Annotated in this window: 17 protein-coding genes; 8 read left to right on the top strand and 9 right to left on the bottom strand. The window is 50.6% G+C overall.

The window, feature by feature from the left end:
- Positions 1-241 precede the first annotated feature (241 nt).
- Positions 242-1,309 (top strand): AmmeMemoRadiSam system radical SAM enzyme, encoded by a 1,068-nt coding sequence (amrS, locus tag JW883_00170; GenBank protein MBN1840685.1) that lies wholly within the window; start codon positions 242-244, stop codon positions 1,307-1,309.
- A 356-nt stretch (positions 1,310-1,665) separates the two neighbouring features.
- Positions 1,666-2,772, top strand: coding sequence for a radical SAM protein (locus JW883_00165; GenBank protein MBN1840684.1), 1,107 nt, complete (start codon positions 1,666-1,668; stop codon positions 2,770-2,772).
- Between the two features lie 232 nt (positions 2,773-3,004).
- Here JW883_00165 and JW883_00160 read toward each other — a convergent pair whose 3' ends face one another.
- Together JW883_00160 and JW883_00155 are read right to left on the bottom strand one after the other, a co-directional pair.
- Positions 3,005-3,814 carry a sugar phosphate isomerase/epimerase gene (locus JW883_00160; GenBank protein MBN1840683.1) on the bottom strand — a complete coding sequence of 270 codons (810 nt, stop codon included), beginning with the start codon at positions 3,812-3,814 and terminating at the stop codon, positions 3,005-3,007.
- A gap of 76 nt (positions 3,815-3,890) precedes the next feature.
- Positions 3,891-4,373 carry an acyl-CoA thioesterase gene (locus tag JW883_00155; GenBank protein MBN1840682.1) on the bottom strand — a complete coding sequence of 161 codons (483 nt, stop codon included), beginning with the start codon at positions 4,371-4,373 and terminating at the stop codon, positions 3,891-3,893.
- Positions 4,374-4,706: 333 nt separating this feature from the next.
- Between JW883_00155 and JW883_00150 the strand changes: the two genes are divergently transcribed.
- The 6 genes from JW883_00150 (at position 4,707) to JW883_00125 (ending at position 11,960) form a co-directional block, all read left to right on the top strand.
- Complete coding sequence (locus JW883_00150; GenBank protein ID MBN1840681.1) at positions 4,707-6,071, top strand: TldD/PmbA family protein; 1,365 nt, start codon at positions 4,707-4,709, stop codon at positions 6,069-6,071.
- A gap of 2 nt (positions 6,072-6,073) precedes the next feature.
- A complete protein-coding gene (locus tag JW883_00145) occupies positions 6,074-7,357 on the top strand; it encodes a TldD/PmbA family protein (GenBank protein ID MBN1840680.1) in 1,284 nt (427 codons plus the stop codon).
- Complete coding sequence (locus JW883_00140; protein ID MBN1840679.1) at positions 7,291-8,301, top strand: 1,4-dihydroxy-2-naphthoate polyprenyltransferase; 1,011 nt, start codon at positions 7,291-7,293, stop codon at positions 8,299-8,301. Before JW883_00145 ends, JW883_00140 begins: the two co-directional genes overlap by 67 nt.
- Before the next feature lie 224 nt (positions 8,302-8,525).
- Positions 8,526-8,984: a hypothetical protein gene (locus JW883_00135; protein ID MBN1840678.1), complete on the top strand. Its 459-nt coding sequence runs from the start codon at positions 8,526-8,528 to the stop codon at positions 8,982-8,984.
- Positions 8,985-9,041: 57 nt separating this feature from the next.
- A complete protein-coding gene (locus tag JW883_00130) occupies positions 9,042-10,421 on the top strand; it encodes an HDOD domain-containing protein (protein MBN1840677.1) in 1,380 nt (459 codons plus the stop codon).
- A 201-nt stretch (positions 10,422-10,622) separates the two neighbouring features.
- Entirely contained in the window at positions 10,623-11,960 is a 1,338-nt protein-coding gene (locus JW883_00125) for an HD-GYP domain-containing protein (GenBank protein MBN1840676.1), read from the top strand.
- A 4-nt stretch (positions 11,961-11,964) separates the two neighbouring features.
- Here the strand turns inward: JW883_00125 and JW883_00120 are convergent, their stop codons facing one another.
- From JW883_00120 to carB, 7 genes are all read right to left on the bottom strand, one after another.
- Positions 11,965-13,611, bottom strand: coding sequence for a CTP synthase (locus JW883_00120; protein MBN1840675.1), 1,647 nt, complete (start codon positions 13,609-13,611; stop codon positions 11,965-11,967).
- 40 nt (positions 13,612-13,651) lie between these two features.
- On the bottom strand, positions 13,652-17,344 hold the full coding sequence (locus tag JW883_00115) for an SIS domain-containing protein (GenBank protein ID MBN1840674.1): 3,693 nt from the start codon (positions 17,342-17,344) through the stop codon (positions 13,652-13,654).
- A 179-nt stretch (positions 17,345-17,523) separates the two neighbouring features.
- Complete coding sequence (kdsB, locus tag JW883_00110) at positions 17,524-18,267, bottom strand: 3-deoxy-manno-octulosonate cytidylyltransferase (GenBank protein ID MBN1840673.1); 744 nt, start codon at positions 18,265-18,267, stop codon at positions 17,524-17,526.
- Positions 18,268-18,302: 35 nt separating this feature from the next.
- Positions 18,303-19,514, bottom strand: coding sequence for a DegT/DnrJ/EryC1/StrS family aminotransferase (locus JW883_00105; protein ID MBN1840672.1), 1,212 nt, complete (start codon positions 19,512-19,514; stop codon positions 18,303-18,305).
- A gap of 29 nt (positions 19,515-19,543) precedes the next feature.
- Positions 19,544-20,701 carry an iron-containing alcohol dehydrogenase gene (locus JW883_00100; protein ID MBN1840671.1) on the bottom strand — a complete coding sequence of 386 codons (1,158 nt, stop codon included), beginning with the start codon at positions 20,699-20,701 and terminating at the stop codon, positions 19,544-19,546.
- A 50-nt stretch (positions 20,702-20,751) separates the two neighbouring features.
- A complete protein-coding gene (locus JW883_00095; GenBank protein ID MBN1840670.1) occupies positions 20,752-22,149 on the bottom strand; it encodes an amidophosphoribosyltransferase in 1,398 nt (465 codons plus the stop codon).
- A gap of 109 nt (positions 22,150-22,258) precedes the next feature.
- Positions 22,259-25,555: a carbamoyl-phosphate synthase large subunit gene (carB, locus tag JW883_00090; GenBank protein MBN1840669.1), complete on the bottom strand. Its 3,297-nt coding sequence runs from the start codon at positions 25,553-25,555 to the stop codon at positions 22,259-22,261.
- Positions 25,556-25,558: the final 3 nt, after the last annotated feature.

Raw genomic sequence — 25,558 nt, 5'->3', positions numbered from 1 at the left:
TCTTTATTTTCCCTAACTGAACCGTCCTGACCATCTCTCCGTCCTTGGAGCTTAAGGGGGTAAGAATGAGCAGAGATCGCCTCTGCCGCGGCTTTCCAACTGGGAAAAATACTAATGGTTTTCACATATTAATCTCATTTACAACCGCTAAGCCAGCATGTCAAGCTGACAAATCCTGATTTTCCTTACAAGCCCTCATACCATGTTTGACCACCGGGCGTGAATCCTGTATTTTGTTTATATGTCATCCTTACAGGAACCTGAAGACTCGACCGATTCGAGGATTAGAGAGGCCCTTCTTTACAGAAAGCTGGCGGATGGAAAGGTGAGATGCGGCACCTGTGAGAGGTCTTGTGAGATACCTCCGGATAGATTCGGATTTTGCAAAACCAGAAAGAATATAAGCGGCAAACTCTACACCGTAGTTTACGGAGATATATCTTCTCTCAGCGCGAATCCTATCGAGAAGAAACCTTTTTTCCATTTTTACCCTGGAAGCCGAGCACTAACCGTGGGAACCTGGTCGTGTAACTTCACCTGTCCATGGTGTCAGAACTGGAAGCTGAGCAAATCATATCCTGACGCAAAGAAAGGCGCCTATATCAGCCCTTCAGAATTTGTGAAGGCGATAAAACGATACGACTGCCACGGAAGCAGCATCTCCTTTAATGAGCCGACCCTTCTTCTGGAATATGCTCTGGATGTCTTCGATCTGGCAAGAGATGCGGGCTACTACAATACCTACGTCTCGAACGGTTATATGAGTAAAGGGGCCTTGAGGCTGTTGGCCGAACATGGCCTTAACGCCATGAACCTAGATGTCAAAGGGGACAAAAGGGCCGTTCAGAGATACTGTGGCGCCGATGTCGACAAGGTCTGGAGAAATGCGGTAGAGGCCAAAAGATGGGGTGTTCACATAGAGATGACGACCTTAGTCATTCCCGGCGTAAATGATAATCATGCCTGTTTGAGAGGCATAGCAAAAAGGATCAGGAATGAACTCGGCAAGGATACGCCATGGCATCTCTCGGCCTATTATCCGGCATACCAATTTGAGGCGCCGCCAACCCCCGTATCTACCCTGGAACAAGGACGGGATATGGGAGTAGCCGAAGGCTTAACCTATGTCTATGTGGGCAATGTCCCTGGACACCCATATGAGAATACCTGTTGCCCCCATTGCAAAACGCTCTTGATTGAGCGATATGTCTTTGACATAAGGGCATACCACATAACTGCTCAGAAAAGCTGTCCCAACTGCCAGCAAGTCATTCCCATTGTGGGCAACTACATCAAAGAGGAAAAGTAGAGGACGCCTTTCCTATTGTAAGTTGCTTTGGTACCGGCCCCATCATACAGCCCCCACCTCCCCCGCAGCCAACTCTATCCCTGTCAGCCTGAGGCGTGGGGAAATATAGGAGATTCGCGAAATGGGAAGGCAAGAGAGTCGGTCATGCGTTTATGCGTTTCAATTGGCAATGAAATATGATAGGGGCTCGAACATACCGCGAAGACTGGGAATATTGGAATAATGGGTGGGTAATCGGAAAAAGTTATTTTTCAATTGTTCTCTTTCACTAAACCCATCATTCCAATTGCGGAGCGGTGCCAAGTTCTCAGTCCAACACTGCGTGAACCCTTGCAGGGCGAGATCGCCGAGACTCCATGGGTACGTGCCGTTATTGTGAAAGGTCTGGCAAGACCATTTCGGCTGTCATTGGTTTCTGTGCAGATTGCATTCGCAGCCACTTTTCCGAGGTCTGGCCAGAAATCGCCAAGGTTCATGCCAGAAGCCGCAAGGCTTATGGCCTTCCGGTAGAGCCTCCCCGTGATCCGCAGGGGGTATCTTGTGACATCTGTTTCAATAGGTGCCGGATTCCAGAAGGCCGATCAGGCTTTTGCGGGCTTCGGCATGTCAGGGACGGAAAGCTAAAGGGAGGACGGCCCCATGAAGGCAACCTCTCTTTCTACCATGATCCCCTTCCGACCAATTGTGTGGCTGGTTTTGTGTGTCCCGGGGGCACGGGGTGCGGGTATCCGCGGTATGCCCATGTGAAAGGCCCTGAATACGGATACAAGAATCTGGCCGTCTTCTATCATGCGTGTGCCTTTAACTGCCTTTATTGCCAGAACTACCACTTCAAAGAAAGGACCTTTGCCTCCGCGAAGTTCCACGCAAGGGATCTGGCCGCAGCCGCCGATGACAGGACCGGTTGCATCTGCTACTTCGGGGGCGATCCTGGCCCCCAGATACTGCATGCGCTAAAAGCGGCCAGGCTGGCCATAAGGAGAAAAGGCGATCAAATCCTCAGGATATGCTGGGAGACGAATGGATCTATCAACCAGCCGTATCTGGACATGATGGCCGAGGTATCTTTCGAATCCGGGGGCTGCATCAAGTTTGACTTAAAGGCATGGGACGAGGGGCTTCACAAGGCCCTGTGCGGGGTAACGAACAGAAAGACCCTGGATAATTTCGAGGCTCTGAGCAAGCTGGGCTCCCAGCGGCCTGACCCCCCTTTTCTGATTGCAAGTACCCTTCTAGTGCCCGGGTACGTGGATGAACAGGAAGTGGAGGCGATAGCACGCTACATTTGCGCGTTGAACCCTGACATTCCGTACAGCCTCCTGGGGTTCTATCCCTGCTTTTACCTGAAAGACCTCCCGACCACTTCTCGCAGGCATGCCATGCGCTGCCAGGAGATTGCCCGCAAGGCTGGGCTCTGGCGGACTCACATAGGAAACGTGCATATGCTCGGGGAAGACTACTAAGAGAAGGGGACGTCCCCCTGGCCTGTTCCGTAAGTGAGAACAGAATGGCGAGCCCATCGGGATAGGGCGGAGCCGCGCAGCTCCCCTCTCCCACAGCATCCCGCTTTCAGCGATGGACGTTATATATAGAAACAGCAAGGGATTACACCGCCAGAGGTAGCAAAACAAAAACTTAACCGTTCAGCCCGTTTGGCCGGTTTAACAAGGCAACGGCTTAAGCGGGCCAAAAGGCTCAAGGGGCTGAGATAATCCGACAAAAGCGCCCCGATTTGGAAAGGGCCTCTAGGCTTTGCCAGATCCAGTCTTCTCGATGGGGCTCAAGGGTAATGATAGGTCTTAAGTGATTTTTTTCCACATATCTGAACAAGATTTCAAAATCTATCTTTCCTGCGCCAATGGCCCAATGGTCATCCGATGTTCCGTCATTGTCGTGAAGATGGACTTGTTTCAAGAAAGGCCCTAAAGCCTTCAGCCAATCCTCCATGCTTGTTTCAGAGAAGACGTTCATATGGCCTGTATCGAAACAGAAGCCCACTTTTGTTGTATCCAATCCTTTCATCAATCTCAGAAGCATCTTCGGGGTTTTTTCGTATACATTTTCGATGACCAGAGTTGTTTCCGTGCCCCGTAGGTCATCTATTAAGGGTGTCCATGTTTCCAGGGCTGTCTCGAGCCACTCGTTTTCCACTTCATGATATCTTTTTCTGTCGTATCCTGTGTGGCAGACGATGGACATTGGCTCAAATACAGGTATGAGGTTGAATACTTGTTTGAGTCTATCTCGACTAGCCTCTAGAATCTTCGTATCCATCCCCCCTGGGGCCAGGTCATAGAAAGGTCCGTGCAAGGTGATTGAGAGGCCTTCCTTCTGGATAATAGAGGCCATTTCCAAAAAGTCTTTGCTGGAACATGTGTCGATAGTTTTTCCGTCAATGGCGATTTCAGGATTGATCCTGTTATCCAAGACCAGGCGCAGGTATTTTTCTTTGAGGAGTCTGAAGGGAATAGATATTTGAACTTTTCTTAGGATGTCTTCAATCACTTTTGTTCGTTCACTCCAAAAGGCTCAATGTCGTTCAGAAAACACTTTTTGGGAGACCAGCCCTATGAACGTTTTTTTATGGCCTGTTTCTCTTCTTTCTTAACTCCTTGCGCCGTTTATCTCTAGCTTTTCCCTCTTCAAATCGACGCTTCTCTTCGTCGGTTTGAGGGATAATCCCTGGAACTGCCATGGGTTTCCTATTCTCTCCCAGAGAGACTATGGTCAGGTACGCGGAATTTGTGTGACGTACTTCTCCTGTCATGAGTTCTTCGGCCTCTACCCTCACGCCTACTTCCATGGAAGTATGTCCCACGTAGTTGATGGACGCCCGCAAAATGACCAGTTCTCCTATAAAGACGGGCTCGTAAAAATCCAATCTGTCCATGGAAGCGGTGACAACATTGGTGCGACAATGACGAATTGCCGCAATGCCTGCAGCCGTGTCTATCAGTTTCATGATGGTGCCGCCATGAACATTCCCGGCCCGGTTGGCGTCCGATGGAAACATCACCTGGGCCATCTCAACCCTTGATTCGCACACCGTCTTTTCTCGTTTCATCTTGCTTCACCTTCGTTTTTGGTTTCTGTTTTTCGTTTCATTACGCAATTGAAAACCCATGAACTCATGCAACATCGACCATTGTCCACCAAACGTTTGAGGTTCTGGTTAATTATTGACATATTGTTGACTTAGATGTGTCATTTATGTTTTAAGAAAAATTTGGGAGGCTTACAAAGACTAGGTAAGTCTAGTTCTTGAGTCAATAAAAAAAGTACCAGCATAGATTCGAATACTTTTCCGTTCGTGCGTACCACTGGAGACCTTTGCATAATCACTTTGCGCGAGCCCTAAGATGTCGCCCGTCAAGCAGTTTTTTGGAGGCTGATTGCTATGAGAGAAAGGATTGAAAAGGCGTTACGTAAGAGTGATGCGGAATACACGGAGATTCGCATTGAGAGTCTAACCTCTTCCCGTGCGCATTTCAGAGGTGAAGAGCTGGACAACATCGGTTCATCCAAGACGTTGGGCGGTATCGTAAGGGCCCTTGTCAAAGGTGGCTGGGGCTATGCCACTTTCAATGATCTCAGTAACGTTGAAATCAGAGTGAAAGAAGCTTGCGAATCCGCAAAATTGGTAGGTAAAGGAGAAAGTAAACTTGCTGAGGTGGAACCGGTGGTTGATGAGATAACAGCGACCCTGGAAAAGGATTTCAGAAATGTGTCGCTGTCAGAAAAAAAATCGGTCATCGAGGAGTACAATAAGATTATTCTTCATTACGACGACAAGATTGAAACATCTACTGTTGCCTATAACGACGGTTTCAGAAAAGTCTGGTACGGAAATTCCGAAGGAACTTACATTGAAGATGAACGACCGGATGTAGGTGTGATGTTATCGGCCACTGCAAGAGAAGGTGATAATGTCCAGCGAGGATTTGAAAGTGTTGCAGGCGGTGCAGGCTTTCAAATTATTGAAGGGCTGCAAGAAAAGGCGGTAGCCGCAGCCAGGCGTGCCGTGGACTTGCTTTCCGCCCCACCCGTTACAGGTGGTCGATATACTGTAATCATTAATCCCAAACTGTCAGGCGTGTTTGCCCACGAAGCATTCGGGCATTTGAGCGAATCGGACTTTGTCTACGAAAATGAGCGCATGAAAGAGCTAATGGTGCTGGGGAAGCGCATAGGTTCGGACATGGTCAACATCATTGACGACGGGAAAATCCTTGGTCTCAGAGGTACTCATAAATACGATGATGAAGGCGTGAAAACCAGAAAGAACTACTTGATCAAAGATGGTATTCTGGCAGGAAGACTCCATTCCCGTGAGACCGCTGCCAAGATGGGTGAGGAGCCCACAGGCAATGCAAGGGCCATCAGCTACAAACATCAACCCATTGTGCGCATGACCAACACCTATATTGACAAAGGGAATGCCGGTTTTCAAGATATGATAAAAGACGTGGACCTGGGACTATATGCCATAGATATGGTGGGCGGTCAAACCTCTATGGAGATGTTCACCTTTAGCGCTGCCTGCGGTTATATGATCAGAGAGGGTGAGATAGCCGAACTGGTTAGGGATGTGGTGCTCACAGGGAACGTTTTTGAAACGTTGATGCATATTGATATGGTAGGGGATACTGTGGAATTCCCGCCAGCGGGCGGTGGCTGTGGAAAAGGTGGGCAGGCACCCTTGCCTGTGGGATTTGGTGGCCCCTGTGTTCGCATTCAGAACGTTGTCGTTGGAGGCAGGTAACAATGATACTAAAACGGTTGATCGAAAAAGCTATGAAGAAGGCCCAGGGCGCACAAGCGTCCTTGGGACAGAGTGAATCAACAAACGTATCGTTTGAAAACGACAAGCTCAAGTCGGTAAAATCGTCGCAGAGTACAGGGATGAGCGTGAAAGTCATCTTAGACGGAAAGGTCGGCTCCTCCCAGACCACTGACATAGACGATGTGGACGGTGTTGTTGCGAGGGCTTTGGAAGCTGCAGCCTTTGGCAGTCCGGCACATTTTGAGTTTCCGGGCCCACAGGAAGCGCCCGATGTGGCTGTCTACGACGATGCAGTATTACATGTGACCAAAGAAGAGATGGTGGGGATTGGCGAAGAGATGATGGGGCTCGTGAAAGAGTATAACACCGACATCCTTCTTAATGCCCGGGTGGGAAAGAGTGTAAGTGGTGGTGAATTTGCCAACTCTGCCGGCACGGAATTCTCTGCTGAGACCACAAGCTTTAGCGCTGGGGTTGGTGGTCAGTGGATAAGAGGAACCGACATCCTCTGGGCAGGACATGGTTTCGGATGGAAAAAACGGGAGGTGGACCATGTGACGATAGCCAAGAAGACTGTTAAATTATTCAAGATGGCAGAGAACCTCGTTCCTATTGACTCAGGTGTTATGCCGGTTATTTTTCCCCCTGAAGGGATGAAGGTGCTGCTTTTAGCTTTGCAGTTAGGATTCGATGGCAAGAACGTGTTCTTAGGTTCGTCGCCCCTTGCAGGCAAATTGGGAGAAAAAATCGCTGATGAGCGGCTTTTCATAGCCGACAACCCGCTCATTGATTATGCAGGCAGTAGCGGCAGGCGCGATGGCGAGGGGATACCCCATCAGGTCACCCCACTCATTGAGGGCGGTGTCATTGAGAATTTTCTTTATGATCTCGACACCGCAGGCAGGGCCGGCGCAAAGAGCACCGGGAACGGGGTTGGTTGTCATCCTACGAATCTGGTTATCAAAGAGGGTGAGATGCCTTATGAGGAAATGGTAAAAAACACCAAGGAAGGTTTGCTGGTTCACGACGTGTTGGGCTTGGGTCAGGGCAATCCAATCAGTGGAGAGTTCTCCGTAAATGTCCAATTGGGCTACAAGATAGACAATGGGGAAATTGTCGGGCGTGTAAAGGACGTTATGCTGGCAGGTAATACCTATGAAGCCCTGAAGAACATTAACGCCATTGGGGATAAAGCCGAATGGGCCGGAGGCTCGCTTCTAACTCCGCCAATCCAGATTGCCAAGCTCAGTGTAGTTGCCAAGTGAATGACTTGAGTGATGAGGTCGGCCGTGTGCAAGCGCGGGCGCAAAAACCCCGAAACATATCACACTTTAGCGCCTGGATGTTGGCTGCTCGTCCCAAAACCCTGCCTGCAGCGCTAGCCCCGGTGATTGTGGGCTCGACTATGGCATTTGCACATAGAAGCTTTGCGTTGCTGCCTGCGGTTGCCGCATTGGCGGTGGCGCTGCTTTTGCAAATCGGGGTGAACCTGGCAAATGATTATTTTGATTGCATAAAAGGAATTGATACCGCAGGCCGACTCGGGCCGGTGCGGGTCACCCAGAGCGGCTTGATACCACCAGCTCAGGTGAAAGTCGCAATGAGCATCACGCTTGTTTTAGTTGTATTGCCGGGACTGTATCTGGTCGATGTTGGAGGATGGCCGGTGGTATTCATTGGAGCAGCTTCAATTCTTGCGGCCCTCGCCTACAGCGGAGGGCCATATCCTCTTGCCTCTCACGGTCTCGGCGACCTATTCGTATTTGTCTTCTTTGGACTTGTGGCCGTCTGCGGCACTTATTATGTTCAGACACTTCGTCTTACACCACTGGTCCTGCTGATGGGTGTCAATGTCGGTCTATTGATCACTGCTATTCTGGTTGTCAACAATTTGAGGGATATTCACACCGATCGCCAGGCCGGCAAACGCTCCCTGGCAGTGATGATAGGTGATCGAGGAACTAAAACAGAATATACACTCCTGTTGGTGAGTGCGTACGCGATACCGCTCATACTCTGGCTTTGCGGTTTGGCTGCGGGGTGGGTGTTCTTGCCCCTTGTCTCATTGCCAATGGCCCTGTCTCTGACCCGAATGATTTGGAAAGCTCCCGATGGCCCGCAATTAAACAAAACCCTTGTCGGAACAGCCAAATTGGCCCTGGTCTTCAGCGTGCTGTTGTCAACTAGCCTGATACTTTCTATGAAATAAAGAATTTCACAACATTATTACCGCAAGGCCATCTGTCCTATTCAATCACCCCTCCGGTTTCCCTGTCGAAAGATGAATTTTCGTCATCTCGACGGCCAGTTAATAATCTCCTGCTTTTTTGGAACAAAGATTGCATAGTTGTTTTGTGTTGCGAATGCCGAGAAGAAGACGTATGCGGGACCTTCACGCTGTTGAAGAGAGGGCGTACATTTGAGGAACGCTTAATGAAAGGAAAACAAGGGGACGCCAGAATGAATGAAGGGAACGAAAGAAGGGGAGTGCGGTTCGTCATTGGTATTTTGGTCTTGACCTTCTTGCTCTTGAGCTTAGCCTCGTCAGCTTGTGCTGATATGTCAATAACCGAGGCCAACAAAACCTGTTCGGTGCGATTTAGAGACTGGGTTTACGTCTATGTCAATAACGAGTTCATACAGGCAGCGCCTTCAGCGCCAGACTACACTATTGCCATGAGGCCAAAGATAATCGATAACAAAATCAGGTTTGTCATTACCGGTTATTACTTTGACACAAAACTGGGAATAGACTGGCATCGACGATATGCTTCCCAGCTTGATTCAATAATTGCCATGATGTGTCACAGCTGGACACAACAGGGCCACCAGATAACCCTGGATGATTTTGAAATAAATATTCACAAAGAAAAGGTGGATGGTTCTAGCTAGTGCCCGTTTACTAAAAACATGTATGCAGGTACTTCAACAGCCAAGCAGGAGGGGGCTATGACCTCCGTTTCCGGTAAACAAAGGAAGCAGTACTGCCACCCTGTCTTCAAGGGGCTCAGCGACACGGATCTCGTTTCCGTTTACAACATCATCAGTGTCAAAAAATTCAACACTGGTGGTGTCCTCGTTAAGGAGGGGGATACTGATTCGACAACGTATTTGATTCTTGAGGGCTCTGCGCGGATCCTAAAGAGCCTGAACGGTCATATGAGACAGATATCCGTACTCCACCAGGGAGACTCCCTCCCGGCCGCCACTTCTTTTATAAATGGAACCAGAACGGCTTCAGTTGTCGCGTTAGAGCCATTAAGTGTTTTTGTGTTGGACAAAAGCAACCTGGATGCCTTGTCTCCTCAAATCCAGTTGGCCATATACAAGAATTTGCACAACTTGTCTGCGCAACGAATCCATGATCTGACCATAAGGCACATGAGGTCGTCAGACATGAACAAACATTTGACCTCTCACGTGGCCCATCTTCTTCAGGCCAGGAGTGACAAATATGCCAGTTCAGAGATGATCCAAGGATTTCTGAAACGTATCCCCCGCTTACCGATGTATGCGAACAGGCTTGCTGTGGTGTTGCTTGACGAAAACGTTTCCACCCGCCATGTGGCCGAACTGGCCAAATTGGATCCCTCCCTGGTAAGTGTCGTTCTGAAAACAGTCAACTCGGCGTATTATGGTTTCAGGGGTAGGATTTCAGACTTTCAACACGCTGTCGTGCTTCTCGGTTTCAGCCAAGTTTACCAACTGGTCATGGATATTGGTATCCGGAGTACCATGCCAAAAACTCCTAAGTTTCAAGAACTGCTGTTTCACTCCATGATGATATCCTTTATCGGCTTTGAGATATCACAACTGAGCAGCGCCAGGAAGGCGGTGGCTATAAGCACCATAGGGTTGCTTCATGACATTGGCAAGAGCGTTATTATGCTGTTAGAAAAACGACATTCCAAAATGGGAATTCTTATTGACATGCTCGACCACGCGAAGATCGGATCGCTACTTCTAAGAGAATGGAATATTCCTGATGTGGTCTGTCAGAGCCTTGAGTATCAGTGTTACCCTGAATGGTTGCCTCCCGAGAAAGTCCCCGAAGAGCACAGGGAAAATGTGACCGTTTTGTACATAGCCCACCTGTGCTATGAATACTTGCGAGGGAAAAGCGAAGACGAACTGCCCACAGCCTTTCTTGGAGAGTATATGGATGTGTTGAATTTCTCAGAAAAATCCTTTACCGAATTTGTTAAAAGAAGGCTCCTTCCTTCTTTAAACAAAAAGCTGAAGACATTCCCTGAAGATGTCCGGGACTTCTTGGTGAAGAGCCAGGAAAACATTGCAGGAAAGCAGAATAGTGGCGCACTTGAGGCCTGATCTCAATCTGCAAAGGGCCTTCTTGGACATCGACCACAGAGATTTCTCAAGAACATCGTTCAAATTGCCGATATAGGTCACTAGTGTTCTTAAAGATTCTGGCACTCTGTTTGATACAACCGAATCAAGATGATGCGATAATGAAATTGGTGGGGTAGGTTTCCAGCGGTCTGCCCACTCAAAAGCTTGGAGGAACGCTCTATGATCGAACATGACAGGGGGACTTTAGTTCTTAAGGCCGTGCCCGGCGGCAACGTGGAAGAGGAGGTGGGGGCTTTCCTTGCAAAGGTTTTCAAAAATGTGTCCCAGCAGAAAGTGGCCGCTCTGGTGAAAAAGGCGCCGGTTGTCTTGAGCAAAAACGTCCCCGCAAAGGCGGCAGGGATGATCGTTTCAAACCTCGAAAATCTCGGGGCCATAGCTGATTTTATCCCAAAGGTGGAGGCGCCGGAAGAATCTGTTGCTGATAAGAAAAGCATACCTTCTCAGGAAGGCGCTGCTTGCGAAGGCCACAGGCTATTTGACAGTCCGCCAGATCAGCCCTCTGCGGCGCTCCAGTCCAAGGAGAACTGGATCACCAGACTCAAATCATCATTCCTCGGCAGCGTGGCCGAAGTGAACAAGGAATTGTGGCTGATCTTATCCTTGTTGACCATTGCCGCGATCATGAATTATCTGGTTACTGCGCAGCGCATGGTCCTTGGCTTTTACACTCTGCCTACGCTGTTTTCCGCCTATTTTTACGGTCGGCGTCACGCCACCTTCACGGCTTTTGCCAGTGTTTTTCTGGTCGGACTCCTTGCCCATTTCAACCCAGACCTGTTGAGCGAAATGCCCACAGCCCAGTTCGTTGAAGATCGTTGGTACGACCTCACGGCCTGGGCAGGCATTCTGGTGGTTACTGCCTATGCCATGGGAACCCTCCACGAACATCACGAAGCGCGCCTGAAAGAGCTACGGGAGACCTATCACGGCCTCCTGCTCATCCTGCGCCAGTTTGTCTCCAAAGACAAATACACGGAAAACCATTCCTATCGCGTTTCTATCTATGCAGCCAAGATTGCATCCTACCTCAGACTCACTCCGCAACAGGTCCAAGACATACGTGATGCCTCACTACTCCATGACATTGGCAAGCTGGATATCAGTCGTCAGCTTCTCTACAAGGCTGCCCGCTTGACCCGTGACGAGTACGAAGGGATGAAGAAACATGTGCAAAAAGGTGTCGATATGTTGGAGCCGGTAGGGGGCCCGCTGTGTCGGATCATCCCGATTATCCTGGCCCACCACGATAAATTCGACGGCTCTGGCTACCACGATGTTTCCGGAGACAAAATCCCAGTAGAGGCCCGGGTCATTGCAGTGGCTGATGTGTATGACTCGCTGACCAGCGATCGTCCATATCGCAAGGCAATGTCCACTTACGATGCCAGGGAGATTATAGTCAAGGGTTCTGGGGCAGAGTTTGATCCCAAAGTGGTCAGCGCCTTTCTAGCAGCCTTCCGCAAAGGAGAGATGGAAGTCCCCGAAGTCGTCCTGTGAGAGGTTAGGGCTGTTTGTGCTTGTGATCGAGGGCTGCTCGTATGAAAGAGACAAAAAGAGGGTGGGGGTTCATGGGTCTGGACTTGAATTCAGGATGGAATTGACATCCGAGAAACCATGGGTGGTCCGCCATTTCCACGATTTCAACCAGCTTGCCATCCGGAGAAGAACCGCTCGCAAAAAGACCAGTCTGCTGCAACCTTTCTTTAAACTCATTATTAAACTCATATCTGTGACGATGTCTTTCTGAGATCTCCTTTTTCTTGTACGCCCTGTAGGCCACCGAGTCCTCCTGGAGCATGCACGGATAGGCCCCCAAACGCATTGTTCCCCCTTTGTCGGATGTGATGTCCCTTCTTTGTACTGTCTGCGATCTGTAGTCAAACCATTCTGTCATCAGATAGATGACCGGAAAGGAGGTAGTCTTATCGAACTCTGTGCTGTGCGCTTCCTCCATTTTCGCAACGTGGCGGGCATATTCCACCACGGCCATTTGCATGCCGAGGCAAATTCCGAAAAATGGTATCTTGTTTTCTCGGCAAAACCGTATCGCCCTGATTTTACCTTCAATTCCCCGAGTGCCAAAACCGCCTGGGACCAGAATGCCATGGGCCGCTCCGAGGCGTTCTCGACAGCTTGCCCCGTCAATGGTTTCCGAATCCACAAAATCCAGGTCCACTTTGCAGTCATTGGCAATGCCACCGTGGGACAATGCCTCATTGAGGCTCTTGTAAGACTCCCGAAGGTGGATGTACTTGCCTACAATAGCAATGGTCACTGAGTCTTTGGGTTGCTTGACTTTTTCTACCAGACGCTCCCAATCCTCCAGCCTGGGGGCACGGGTCCAGATATTAAGGAGTTGCACGATCTTCTCATCCAGGTGTTGCTGATGGAAAACCAGGGGCACCTCATAGATCGTTTCAACGTCTTTTGCCGTGATGACTTGATCAACGTCCACGTTGCAGAACAGGGCTATTTTTGACTTTATCTCCTTGGACAAAAAGCGGTCTGTGCGGCAAAGAAGAATATCAGGTTGGATACCGATGCTGCGAAGCTCTTTGACGCTGTGCTGGGTCGGTTTGGTCTTCACCTCGCCAGCCGCAGCTATGTAGGGAACCAGGGTCAGATGAACATAAAGTACGTTTTCTTTTCCCACGTCTGATTTAAACTGTCTGATGGCTTCTTGAAAAGGAAGGCTTTCAATATCACCTATGGTTCCGCCAATCTCGGCAATGACCACATCAACATCTTTGGCCACCGACATGATGTTTTTCTTGATTTCATCCGTGATGTGGGGAATAACCTGAACCGTGCCGCCCAGATAGTCTCCCCGCCGTTCCTTGGTTATGACAGAGTGGTAGATCTTGCCCGTTGTAAAGTTATTGTCACGTCCCAGCTTGGCACGTGTGAATCGTTCGTAGTGGCCAAGGTCAAGGTCTGTCTCCGCGCCGTCATCGGTAACAAAGACCTCTCCGTGCTGGAATGGATTCATAGTGCCAGGATCCACGTTAATATAAGGATCAAGCTTTTGGAGCGTTATGGTTAGTCCTCGACTTTCAAGGAGAGCCCCAATGGCCGCAGAGGCGAGCCCCTTGCCTAATGACGAGAGAACTCCTCCTGTGACAAAAATGAATTTGGTCGGAAAAGGCATATTGAAAGAAAACCTCCTGTGACGTTCTTGTAACTGACCCCTATAGGCCACTTCCACTGTTCAACCCGGATGCGATACGCTCGGAAATCTTCTCGGCAGACATCCCAAAAAGCTCTTCAATCTCAAGCAGATCAAGATACTCATCCTTCCAGGAAAGACTTGTTTCCTCAACCAGATTTCGGATGTGATTATACTTGCCGCCTAAGGCATCCACCTTCTTCTGCAGTTCCATTTTGCCCTTGAATCCAACATCGAATAGCAAGAGGTAATCAATTCTTGCGCCGGTCGATATCACCGGAACTACAAGGAAACTCCTGTCATCCCTTCTCCCTCTGCCGATATAGACATTTCCGTTTCTTACTATTATTCGCTTGGTACCGCGCAGCCTGTTATCAGCCTCCACCTGTGAGACGAGTAGCGCCGACGTTCCTTCTTTTTTTAGAATATTGATAGTCGAGTCTTCAACGGGCTCGCCCAAGATGTTTAGGCCGGCTATTCGGTAAATGGTAGTCCCCTTTATCTCGCCAACGACTTCCTGCAAACGCCTTAATACCAAAACATTGCGGGTGGTAAGCTGGCTCTTGGTGAACCCATGGTGCTCGATGGCTTCAAATAGAAGGCCTTCCACCTTTTCTGAGATCCTGCTTGTACCCACTGTGACCGTTTTGGCCTGGTGCTTTATGGCGTCGACAGGGCGGGCCATTTCATTGATAATTTTTCCTATGCATCGGAAAAAGGTCGTTAGCATGTTGGGCGCCGTCCCCTTGGTGCCGAAATCAAACTCAAAATCCTTGATAGGGAGTTTTCCTGCCAAGTACTTTAGCAAAAGCGTCAGATCCGATGCAGCATGTATTGCCATGGCCGTGGCGTACCGGTTTTGTCTTATCCTCTCCTTGAATGCCCGATAGAACTCCGCTGTCTTTTCTCTGAACGCCTTATCCAGCACAATCTCGTAAACGTCCAGGCCATTGTTCACGGAGGTGTCGATGTGCTCTTGAATCTCCGCCCGGAAGTTGAAGAGGTACCGGGATTCCTCGTTGATGGCCAGGGCCGCATAATATCCCCATAAGTGGCCTGCCAGGGTGTTAAGTATGGGGGCAAGGCGTTCTTTTACATCAGGAACCCAGATCACCGAAGCGGCATAAGGATCAAAACGATGCTCGCCCTCTGTGGCAACTACAATCGGCACGGCCTCGTGGGCCTTGAATATGGCCGTGTCCTTCACTACATCACTGATAACATCGTCCCGGTTGCCTGCGGCGCAAACAAAAATCAAGGGTTCGGAAGAAAGGTCGATGTGTTTTTTGTCTTCAACTACATCTGATGAAATGCTCTTATAGCAAAGCTCGCTGAGTTTTATTCTGATCTCATCAGCGGATATCTTGTTGGGGCCGCTTCCGACAATGGCCCAGTCTGTCTTAGTAACTGCAAATTCTTCTGCTGACTGACGTATCTCCTCTTGCCTTTCCAGCACCCTGTTCATAGACGAGGAGAGCTTCCAAAGGTGTTCTATCTCTGAGAGAATGAAGTCGTCCGTTCTGCTTCCGGTCAACTGGGCGAGCCTCAGGCCAAGGATGCTCCCTGCCACAATTTGAGAATAGTATGCCTTGGTAGATGCCACAGACATCTCAATATCTCTGCCGCTGCTTGTATAGAGCACGCCATCCACCTTAAAGGTAATGTCGGAATCCCGCCTGTTGACAATGGCCAGAGTGAAAGCCCCTTGAGCCCTTGCCATGTCAATAGCACGGTTCGTATCCGTAGTTGTTCCAGACTGAGTGATGGCGACAACAAGGGTGTCCCCCAAAGTATCGTCGAGCATGAATCCACTGAATTCAGAGGCCTTGAAGGAAGCCACACGGATATCCGTGTGGTTAAAATAATCCCTCAGCAGTACCGTGCATCCAGAGGCTGCCACCCCTGCCGTGCCCTGGCCTATGAAAAAGACCTTACGTATTTTGTTTCCCTTCAAGGCAGATTCCAGACGAGGGGAGATGACCGAAGAGTCCAGGAGGACCTGGGGGCGCTTTTCGCCGTTTTTTTCAAGAATGGCCAATCGTCCCTGAATAGTCTGTTCCACGGAACCCGGCGATTCTGAAATCTCTTTCAAGAAATAGTGAGGATAGTTCTGGCGGTCTATGTCTCTTGAGGTGATCTCGGTTTCCCGGATATCATCTTCAGAAAGATCGATGGGAGTTCCGTCGTAATACATGGCCTTAACGCCTTCAAGGCCTCCCTCAGAATCACCATCCAGCACGAATATTTGTCCCTGTGTTTTGCCGGATATCCCTTCTGCCACTGTCTCACCGTCCATCTTCAAATAGCGGCAAGTCTGCTCAACAAACCCGTATGTCTCGGAAGCCGGCACATAATAATCCTCAGCCAGGCCCACAAATATGGCCTGACCGCTTCCCTTTTGTGCGAGAAAGATCTTTCCTGGTGCAAGATCGCTGTGCATTGCAATGGCATGGGAACCCTCGAAATCGCTTACGGCAAGACGGAAGGCCTCTTCCATGGTTTTTTTCTTGAGAAGATACTTCTGTATGTGGAGCGGGATGATTTTTGTGTCCGTTGTAATCTCGCTGGGAATAGACTTGCCGGTTTCTCTTTCGAAATTTTGTCTGAGGTTCTGGTAGTTGTCAATGTCTCCATTAAGACAAACGTGAATGATCCCTTCAGACTCACTTGGGTAATTGTCAACAGGATGGCAATTGGCCTCGCTGATCTCACCCACAGACGCCCAGCGGGTGTGCGCCACGAAGCTATGATGTACGAAGGCAAACCTGATGAGACGCTGAAATATGGCATCCTTAACGACCTGATTTCTCAAGTACTGAACATTGTCTCCAAGGCTACCCACTTCGGCCGCAGTCTTATACGTGAATGCAAGAGATACCTCGTGAGGGCTCCGGCTGTTGGCCTTGATGCTACGATTGGCCAAGACTAGGCCTTTTTTTCTGGCCTCAAATTCATCCAGTAGGGACTCCTCTTGGAGTTCTTGTCGGAATTGTGAGAAGACGGTTTGATCCATTAAAAACAGGAGGGAGATCCCGGCAGAATCTCTTCCCCTAACTTCAAGGCGATCAAGATTGTTGAAAATAAGGTTGATCTCCTTTAACAGGCCAACGGCTAGCGGGTTATTGTCGTATTCATCAAGGTTGGCGAGGGCAGTTATCTTTTCAATGTTCTCGACAACATCGTGTTTCAGGGACCAGAAGATGTCCTTCAACTCAGTTAGGCGAAGAGTGATGTCCTTGTATTCCTTTGCCTCCACGCGCCCCTTTTTGTCCATCAGGGCGCTGTCTTCGGCATCGATCATGCCTTCGAGCTTCGTACTCAGATCTGAGAGTTTCTCCTGGCAGCTCCTGTCAGAAAAGGCTTCAAAAAAGACATCGTTGCCTTTGAACTTGTCACAGAGGCGTTTTATCTCTCCCAAGAGAATTCTGCCGCCAAGATAATTGCCCCTGTATTGCAAGTCCTTGTTTTCGAGCCTTCTTCCGGAGTGTTCAAAGAGGGTTTCAAACTTGCGCTCAAGGTCTCGAATCGTGAAATTATTTGTCTCGACAGAAGGTTTCTTAAAGGCCAGAACACCCGTGATCCCGCAGCTAAGAACCGCAGGATCATAAGGAAACAGCACGAGCGAACCTTCTGGGACCGTCTTCAAAGACCTCCCAACGTAGAGGCCCGGCATGCGAATTTTTCTCAGAAAGGCCTTGATTTTTTTGAAAATCATAATATTTTCCTTAACTCACGAACGAAACGATTTCCTAGGCGTTTACAGGTTCAGGGTTCACCGTTTCAGCCGTCCGCCTGCGGGCCGAAGCCTTCGGCGGAGAGCTCGTAGCCTACGGCTACTATGGCGAAGTCGGCTCAGATTTTCGGTTAACCCTGAACCGCTGAACCCGTGAACGTTTAAACGGTTTTTTTGCTCAGCACCGCCTCGATCTTTGCGACGTCATTAGGTGTATCAACCTCCAGAGAATCGTAACAGGTCTCAACTACCTTTATCCGGTAGCCGTGTTCCATGGCCCGAATTTGTTCAAGCCTCTCAATGGCCTCCAGCCTGCCTTGGGGCAGGGAGGCAAAGCAAACCAGAAAGCTTTTTCGAAAGGCATATATCCCGAGATGCTTGAAGACATCGAATGTTACTGCACCCTTGGCAGCGAAAGGGATCAGTGACCGGGAAAAATAAAGAGCAAAATTGTCTTTGTCAAACACGCATTTTACGTGATTGGGGTCTTCGAGTTCGGCCTGATCGACTATTTTGTAAATCAGGGTGGTCATGACAAGTTCGGGATCGTTTACGAGTGGCAAAACCAACTCGGAAAGAGACCTTGGATCAAAAGCAGGTTGATCGCCCTGGATGTTTATGACAATATCGTCATCTTCTAATCCAAGGGCCTGCGCCGCCTCTGCTACCCTGTCCGACCCGGATCTATGAGCCGGAGCCGTCATCAGCGCGAGGCCACCAAAATCCTCCACAGCCGTGAAAATTCGCTCGTCATCTGTGGCAATTGCGACATCGGCCAAAAGTTCAGCATCTCTGGCCCTTTCATACACCCACTGTAGCATAGGTTTGCCGAGAATCGGTGTCAGCGGTTTGCCTTCAAACCTCTTTGAGCCGTACCTGCAAGGAATAATCGCAACTATTTTCATCACCAAATCGATTCCCGGTTTTTTGCTGCCAACCTCTAACCTCTAACTTGGGATCCGGCCGCCTTTTCGATGCCCGCAACAATGGTCTTGAGACGGTCGTCGCTCATTTTGATGGGAATCGGGTAGACAAGGAGCCTTTCAAAGACATCTTCCGACTTGGGGAGACTGCTCGGCGAAAAGCTCAAGACCTCTCCCTGCATATTTCTTTTGAACGGCCATCCCGTCTTACACAGTGTCAACCCCCCGTGGAGGTGCTCCCATTTCGGATAGAAGTGCCAGGTGTTATTCTTGAAGTAGATGGCGCCTGCTTTTTCATCAGACAAGACCCCGTTGAATTTTCTTGTGGTCTCTCCGTCCCGGAGAAAGAAGGCCAGGAACGTGGCTGTGTCTCCTTCTGGATCAGGGATTTTTCGAAAGCTTACGCCTTCCACCTGTTCAAGGGCAGCCTTGATTGTTGCCTTGTGTTTTTTCTGTTCAGCAATAATCGCATCCAACTTGGCCAATTGTGCCAGCCCGATTGCCCCTTGAAGCTCGCCCATCCTGTAGTTGAACCCTATGAAGCGACGGCCTTCCAGTCCCCGTTCCAGTACCGGGTTATGGTCGTGGCCGTGGTCATGATATTCCGAACAGTTGAGATAAAGGGCCTCATCATTAGTCACAACCATGCCGCCTTCACCGGTGGTGATGGTCTTTACCGGATCAAATGAGAAAATGCCCATGGCGCCAAAGGTCCCCAGGCGGCGACCATTAAAAGTCCCACCGCAAGCCTGGGCCGTATCCTCTATGACGGGGATGCCGTGCCTGTCCGCGATGGCAACAATCTCATCTATTGGGGCCGGCGCACCCAGCATATGAACCGGTATAATTGCCCTGGTACGAGGCGTTATCTTTTGCTCAAGGTCCTCAGGATCCATGGTGAGGGTTTCATCCACATCTGTAAAGACCGGAATCGCCCCGCTTTCGAGGATTGCCTCCCACGTGGCCACAAAGGTGAATCCCGGGGTGATGACCTCATCACCAGGACTGATACCCATGGCTGCCATGGCCACACGAAGCGCGGCCGTGCCCGATGATACGGCCTGTGCATAAGCAGCCCCGCAGTATTTTGCAAAACGTTTTTCAAACTCAGCGACCTTGTAAACCCCCTTTCGCTGCTCGGCAAACTCGTACCTAAAGAGGACTCCTGTTTCGAGCACATCAAGGATCTCCCGCTTTTCCTCTTCGCCGAAGATTTCAAAGCCTGGCATATGTTTCCTCCTAACCCGGATAAACCGGTCTAATAAGCCTCTTCGTATATCCCGATAGCTGCGTCTTTTGTCATTTTTCTAGGGTTGTTTGCAATGGGCCGGGTGACGGTCATGGCCATCTCAGCCATGTCCTCTATGGCCGACTCCGGGATGTCGAGGTCTCTTAGCCCCTGGGGGATGCCAATAGCCAGAGTAAGCCGTCTCACAACCGCAATGCTTTGCTCTGCATAGGACCTCTGGGACTGTCCGGTCTCTCCGGCTTCCATGAGCGATGCAACTTGCGCGTATTTTGCCTCGGCGCTCTCCAGATTGTATTCCATAATATACGGCAAAAGAACGGCATTGGCCAGACCATGGGGAATATCAAAAAAGGCGCCAAGGGGATATGCCAGGGCATGGCAGGCCCCCACGCCTGCGCTTGCCAGCGCGAGGCCCCCCAAGAGACTCGCCAGCAACATATCATTCCGGGCCTTGAGATCGTCTCCACTCTCCACGGCTTGTCTCAGATTTGCCCCGATACGACCTATGGCTTCACGGGCAACCATGTCACTCATCGGGTTGGACTGAAGTGAGGTAAAGGCCTCAATGGCGTGCGTGAGGGCATCTGTTCCCGTAGTGGCAGTGGGAAGGGGTGGCAAAGTCACGGTTAGCTCCGGGTCCAGGAGCGCCAGGTCGGGATACATGAAATGACTGTTAATGCCCCCCTTCTTTTTTTTGTCGCGCATGGTAAAAACGGCCGTAAAGGTCACCTCGCTCCCGGTGCCGGCAGTAGTGGGCACCATAATGGTAGGCAGGCCTGGTTGTGGCACTGTTTCAAGGCCGATATAGTCCTCAGCCTTTCCACTGTTTTGGGCCAACACGGCTGTTGCCTTGGCAACATCCAGGCTGCTGCCTCCGCCAACGCCGATGACAAGGTCACAGCCTTGTTGCCTGGCCAGCTCTGCTGCTTCGTCGGCCAGAACCGGCTCGGGTTCCGGCGTAATCTTGTCGTATCGGACATAGGAAATATGGCCCCATTCCAGACTGTCCACAACCTGCTGGGCCACGCCTGCCTGCTCAAGACCTTGGTCCAGCACAAGGAGAACCTTCTTCCCGGCTAGGCCCCTCACCTCGTCCGCCAGTTTTCTTAGGGCCCCCTGTCCGAAAACGATCTTCTTGGCGCCCTGAAAATTGAAAGTAGATTCCATGCTTACCTCTCTTTAGATAAAATCGCAGAGCAATTTTATCGGCTATACTGTCAGTATTCGAGGCACAATTTTGAAACGTTGTCTTCCGGCTCGATGGGATACTTACCATCAAAACAGGCCAAACAAAAGCTGTTCTCTTCAAGTCCGGTAGCCTCAAGCATACCCGGCAGGCTCAGATAGCACAGGCTATCCAGCCCGATAAAGGTTTTCACCTCGTCCACAGAGTGCTGGCAGGCGATCAGTTCCGCCTTGGTTGGAAAGTCGATTCCGTAGTAGCAGGGGTGACGGTGAGGTGGACAACTCACTACCATATGCACCTCCTTGGCCCCTGCCGCCCGCAGGGCCTTGATGCGCATCTTGCTCGTGGTGCCCCGAATGATAGAGTCTTCGACAATGATGACACGCTTCTGGTTCAGGATATCTCGTACCGGGTTGAGTTTGACTTTGACCCCAAAGTCCCGCATGGATTGTGCAGGCTCAATAAAAGTCCTTCCCACGTAATGGTTCCGAATGACCCCCATCTCCATCGGGATCCCGGACTCATGACAGAAGCCAATGGCCGCATAGTTACCGGAGTCGGGAAAGGGCATGGCAAAGTCGGCCTCAAGGGGATACTCTCGGGCCACGTTTCTGCCAAGGCGCTTTCTCACTGCATACACGTTCTGCCCGAAAATATTGCTGTCCGGTCTGGCAAAATAGATGTACTCAAAGATGCAGAAAGTCGGTTTGCTTTGAGCAAAAGGCTTGATCGATTCAAGGCCATCTTTTCCTATAAAGAGTATCTCGCCTGGATCAATATCCCTGATATACTGAGCATCTATCAGATCCAGGGCGCACGTCTCAGACGTGACAATGTAGCCCCCGTCGAGCATTCCGAGACAGAGCGGCCGGAACCCGTTGGGGTCTCTGAAAGCAATGAGGCTGTTTTCGGTCATCAAGACACAACAATACGCCCCTCTAATCTCAGACACTGCCTTTACGATGGCTTCTTTCATACCTCCTTGCATATGCCGCGCCAGCAGGTGAATGATGATTTCGCTGTCCATAGTGGCCTGAAAGATAGAACCGCTGTTTTCAAGACTTCCCCTCAGCCTTTTGGCATTGGTTAGGTTCCCGTTGTGGGCAATGGCAAGGGTTTTGCCGGCATGCGAAACCACGAAGGGCTGGGCATTTTTGAGAACGGAAGAACCGGTCGTTGAGTATCTAACATGCCCAATGCCTATGTGGCCGTGGAGTCCGTCTAAAACTGGTTCATTGAAAACTTCAGGCACGAGGCCCATCCCCTTGTGTTCGTGGATCGATTTGCCGGTTGAGGTCACAATACCGGCGCTTTCCTGTCCACGGTGCTGGAGGGCATAGAGTCCAAAATAGGTCAACTTTGCGGCATCATCGTGTCCGAACACGCCAAAGACACCGCATGCTTCTTTTGGTCGATGGTCGATGGTCATTGATGATTGAATATTGACTCTTTCATTAGTCATTGGTCAATAATCGAGTGCCTAAAGTCAAGGAAATAAAACCAGCCACATTCCGAAATTCAAAATCACTGCCTACTGCCTACTGCCTACTCGTTACTCGCTGCCGGCTATTCGTTTCACCTTCTTCTACAAATCCGCATTCCGCATTCGTTCCACCATGAAACCCCTGCAGGGATCGCACCGTAAGGCCTTTCTTCTTCATTGCTTCAATGCCCATTGCCATGGCGCAGGCGCCGGCAAGCGTGGTGGCATAGGGGATGCCGTACCTCAGGACTGTCCGCCGAATCAAGCGGGAACCTCCCGCACTCTTTTTGCCTGAAGGTGTGTTAATGACCAACTGGATGTCGCTGTTCTTTATATGATCAAGCACATTGGGACGTCCCTCGGCGATCTTTTTGACCTGCCTGCTTGGAATGCCGGCATCTTTCAACAGACGACAGGTGCCCCGGGTCGCAATGAAACCAAACCCCATTTCATGCAGTTGATGCGCAACGGGATGGACCGCGTCCTTGTCTCCATCCCTCACACTGAGAAATACGGTCCCTTCAGTGGGTAAATCCTGCCCGGCAGCCAGTTGGGACTTGGCAAAAGCCCTGCCAAAGTCAGTATCTATGCCCATGACCTCACCCGTGGATTTCATTTCAGGACCGAGCGCCACGTCAACCCCAGGAAATCGATCAAAGGGGAACACGGCCTCCTTGACCGAAATGTGATCGGGTTCGACCTCGCGTGTAAACCCCAAATCTTTCAAGGTTCGTCCCAGCATGACCTTTGTAGCCAGTTTGGCGAGCGGCACACCTGTGGCCTTGCATACAAAGGGAATGGTTCGCGATGCCCTGGGATTGACTTCCAGCACAAAAATCTCTTGGTCTTTGATGGCAAACTGGATGTTTAGCAAGCCGACCACTTCGAGTTCCCTTGCCAGAGCGCTGGTATGCGCCTTGATCTCTTCCAAAAGAAAAGGCGGCAGGCCTTGAGGCGGAAGCACACAGGCGCTGTCGCCGGAGTGGACGCCCGCCTCTTCAATGTGTTCCATGATCCCGCCGATCACTGTGGTCTTTCCATCAGAAATGGCGTCCACATCGATTTCGATAGCATCTTCAAGGAATTTGTCAATGAGGATCGGGTGATCGGGAGAAGCCAGCCGGGCCTTGCGAGTAAAAAACTCCAGAGAGGATCTATCATAAACAATCTGCATGGCGCGTCCACCAAGAACATAGGATGGCCGAACGATGATGGGATATCCGATGGTCTCTGCCACGCTTGCCGCCTCTGTCACACTCATGGCCGTGCCGTTCTCGGGCTGTCTCAACCCCAGTTTTTTCAGGACATTTTTGAAAAGTTCTCTGTCTTCTGCCAGGGCAATGCTTTTGGTTGCCGTGCCGAGGATAGACGCGCCGGCTTCGGCAAGGGGAGCCGAGAGATTAAGCGGTGTTTGACCGCCGAATTGCACAATGATCCCCGAAGGCTCTTCGGTTTCCACAATATTCAGGACGTCTTCTTTTGTAAGGGGTTCAAAGTAGAGCTTGTCAGAGGTGTCATAGTCGGTGCTCACCGTTTCGGGGTTACTGTTGACCATGATGCTCTCAACGCCCTCTTCCTTCAGGGCAAAGCAGGCCTGTACGCAGCAATAATCGAATTCAATCCCTTGTCCGATACGATTCGGCCCGCCACCCAGGATCATGACCTTACATTTGCTGGAAACACGGGCCTCGCTCTCCTGTTCGTAGGTGGAGTAATAATATGGCGTGCGGGCCTCGAATTCGGCCGCACAGGTGTCTACCAGCTTGTAGACAGGCTGGACGCCAAGATCGTTTCGTAAGGCTCGGATCTTATCCTCATCCCCTTTGACGAGGTGGGCGAGCTGCACATCGGAGAATCCAAGGGCCTTGCCCTTTCTCAAAACGTCTTCATCCAATGGATGGCCGGCCTGTAAAATATCTTCCTCAAAGTCGATGACCCGGGCCATCTGGCGCAGGAACCATGGGTCTATGCCGGTGAGATCCTGGATAGTCTCAACATCCATTCCGGCCTTGATACCGTATCGGATATAGAAGAGACGCCCGGAGTTAGGGTTAATGAGCTTTTGCCTGATTTGTTCAAGCGAAGGGACGTTTACCTCCTGAGCCGTTCGCCCTTTGCCGTCTGCCCCAAGACCGAATCGTCCTATCTCCAGAGAACGCAAGCCTTTCTGAAGAGCTTCCTTAAACGTTCGGCCAATGGCCATGGTCTCTCCCACGGATCGCATGGATGTCGTAAGATAATCTTCGGTTTCAGGAAATTTTTCAAACGTCCACCGCGGGATTTTCACCACGCAATAGTCAATGCTCGGCTCAAAGGAGGCCACTGTTTCTCCGGTGATATCATTTGGGAGTTCGTCCAGGGAATAGCCCACGGCCAACTTGGCAGCCATCTTGGCAATGGGAAAGCCCGTGGCCTTGGAGGCAAGTGCGGAGCTTCTGGAAACCCTCGGATTCATCTCAATCACGACCATCTCGCCGTCTCCCGGATTGACGGCAAACTGAATGTTGGACCCTCCTGTTTCCACACCGATTTCCCGGATCACCGCGATGGAGGCATCACGCATTGCCTGATATTCTTTGTCACTCAAAGTCTGAGCCGGCGCCACGGTGACACTATCTCCAGTATGGATGCCCATGGGGTCCAGGTTTTCAATAGAGCAGATGATCACCACGTTGTCGTTTCCGTCCCGCATGACCTCCAGTTCGAATTCCTTCCAGCCGATTACGGATTCTTCAAGCATGATCTGATGAATCAGACTGGCATCGAGCCCCCAGGCCGTCCACTTTTCAAGGTCCTCGGGATTGTAAGCCACACCGCCGCCGGTGCCACCCAATGTGAAGCTCGGCCGAACGATAATCGGATAACCGACACGTTCTGCGCTCTCAAGGGCGCTCTCGATGTCGCGGGCGATTGCGCTTTTGGGCACGCGGAGTCCAATGTTCTCCATAGCCGCCCGGAACAGGTCCCGGTCCTCAGCCTTCTTGATGACCTCAACCGAGGCCCCGATCATCTCCACATTGAACTTCTCCAGCACCCCCATATCAGCCACCTGGACTGCCGTGTTCAGACCTGTTTGCCCGCCCAGTGTCGGGAGAATGGCCTGGGGCCTTTCTTTATCGATGATCATTGCGACCATCTCCGGCGTGATCGGTTCGATGTAGGTGTGATCTGCCATTTCGGGATCGGTCATGATGGTGGCCGGATTGCTGTTTATGAGCACAATCTCATAACCCTCTTCCTTTAAGGCCTTACACGCCTGGGTCCCCGAGTAGTCAAACTCGCAGGCCTGGCTGATTATGATCGGCCCGGAGCCGATAATCATGACCTTTGATATGTCGGTTCTTTTTGGCACCCG

Source organism: Deltaproteobacteria bacterium, from assembly GCA_016930875.1.
In the GTDB taxonomy this organism is placed as follows: domain Bacteria; phylum Desulfobacterota; class Desulfobacteria; order Desulfobacterales.
Note: the sequence above shows the minus strand (reverse complement) of the source record. Positions and strands in the feature narration are given on the sequence as shown.

Excerpts from the sequence above, each read along its gene's own strand:
- amrS (MBN1840685.1), top strand. The coding sequence starts at position 242 with ATGTCATCCTTACAGGAACCTGAAGACTCGACCGATTCGAGGATTAGA.
- JW883_00165 (MBN1840684.1), top strand. The coding sequence starts at position 1,666 with ATGGGTACGTGCCGTTATTGTGAAAGGTCTGGCAAGACCATTTCGGCT.
- JW883_00155 (MBN1840682.1), bottom strand. The coding sequence starts at position 4,373 with ATGAAACGAGAAAAGACGGTGTGCGAATCAAGGGTTGAGATGGCCCAG.
- JW883_00150 (MBN1840681.1), top strand. The coding sequence starts at position 4,707 with ATGAGAGAAAGGATTGAAAAGGCGTTACGTAAGAGTGATGCGGAATAC.
- JW883_00145 (MBN1840680.1), top strand. The coding sequence starts at position 6,074 with ATGATACTAAAACGGTTGATCGAAAAAGCTATGAAGAAGGCCCAGGGC.
- JW883_00140 (MBN1840679.1), top strand. The coding sequence starts at position 7,291 with ATGGGCCGGAGGCTCGCTTCTAACTCCGCCAATCCAGATTGCCAAGCT.
- JW883_00135 (MBN1840678.1), top strand. The coding sequence starts at position 8,526 with ATGAAAGGAAAACAAGGGGACGCCAGAATGAATGAAGGGAACGAAAGA.
- JW883_00130 (MBN1840677.1), top strand. The coding sequence starts at position 9,042 with ATGACCTCCGTTTCCGGTAAACAAAGGAAGCAGTACTGCCACCCTGTC.
- JW883_00125 (MBN1840676.1), top strand. The coding sequence starts at position 10,623 with ATGATCGAACATGACAGGGGGACTTTAGTTCTTAAGGCCGTGCCCGGC.
- JW883_00120 (MBN1840675.1), bottom strand. The coding sequence starts at position 13,611 with ATGCCTTTTCCGACCAAATTCATTTTTGTCACAGGAGGAGTTCTCTCG.
- JW883_00115 (MBN1840674.1), bottom strand. The coding sequence starts at position 17,344 with ATGATTTTCAAAAAAATCAAGGCCTTTCTGAGAAAAATTCGCATGCCG.
- kdsB (MBN1840673.1), bottom strand. The coding sequence starts at position 18,267 with ATGAAAATAGTTGCGATTATTCCTTGCAGGTACGGCTCAAAGAGGTTT.
- JW883_00105 (MBN1840672.1), bottom strand. The coding sequence starts at position 19,514 with ATGCCAGGCTTTGAAATCTTCGGCGAAGAGGAAAAGCGGGAGATCCTT.
- JW883_00100 (MBN1840671.1), bottom strand. The coding sequence starts at position 20,701 with ATGGAATCTACTTTCAATTTTCAGGGCGCCAAGAAGATCGTTTTCGGA.
- JW883_00095 (MBN1840670.1), bottom strand. The coding sequence starts at position 22,149 with ATGACCATCGACCATCGACCAAAAGAAGCATGCGGTGTCTTTGGCGTG.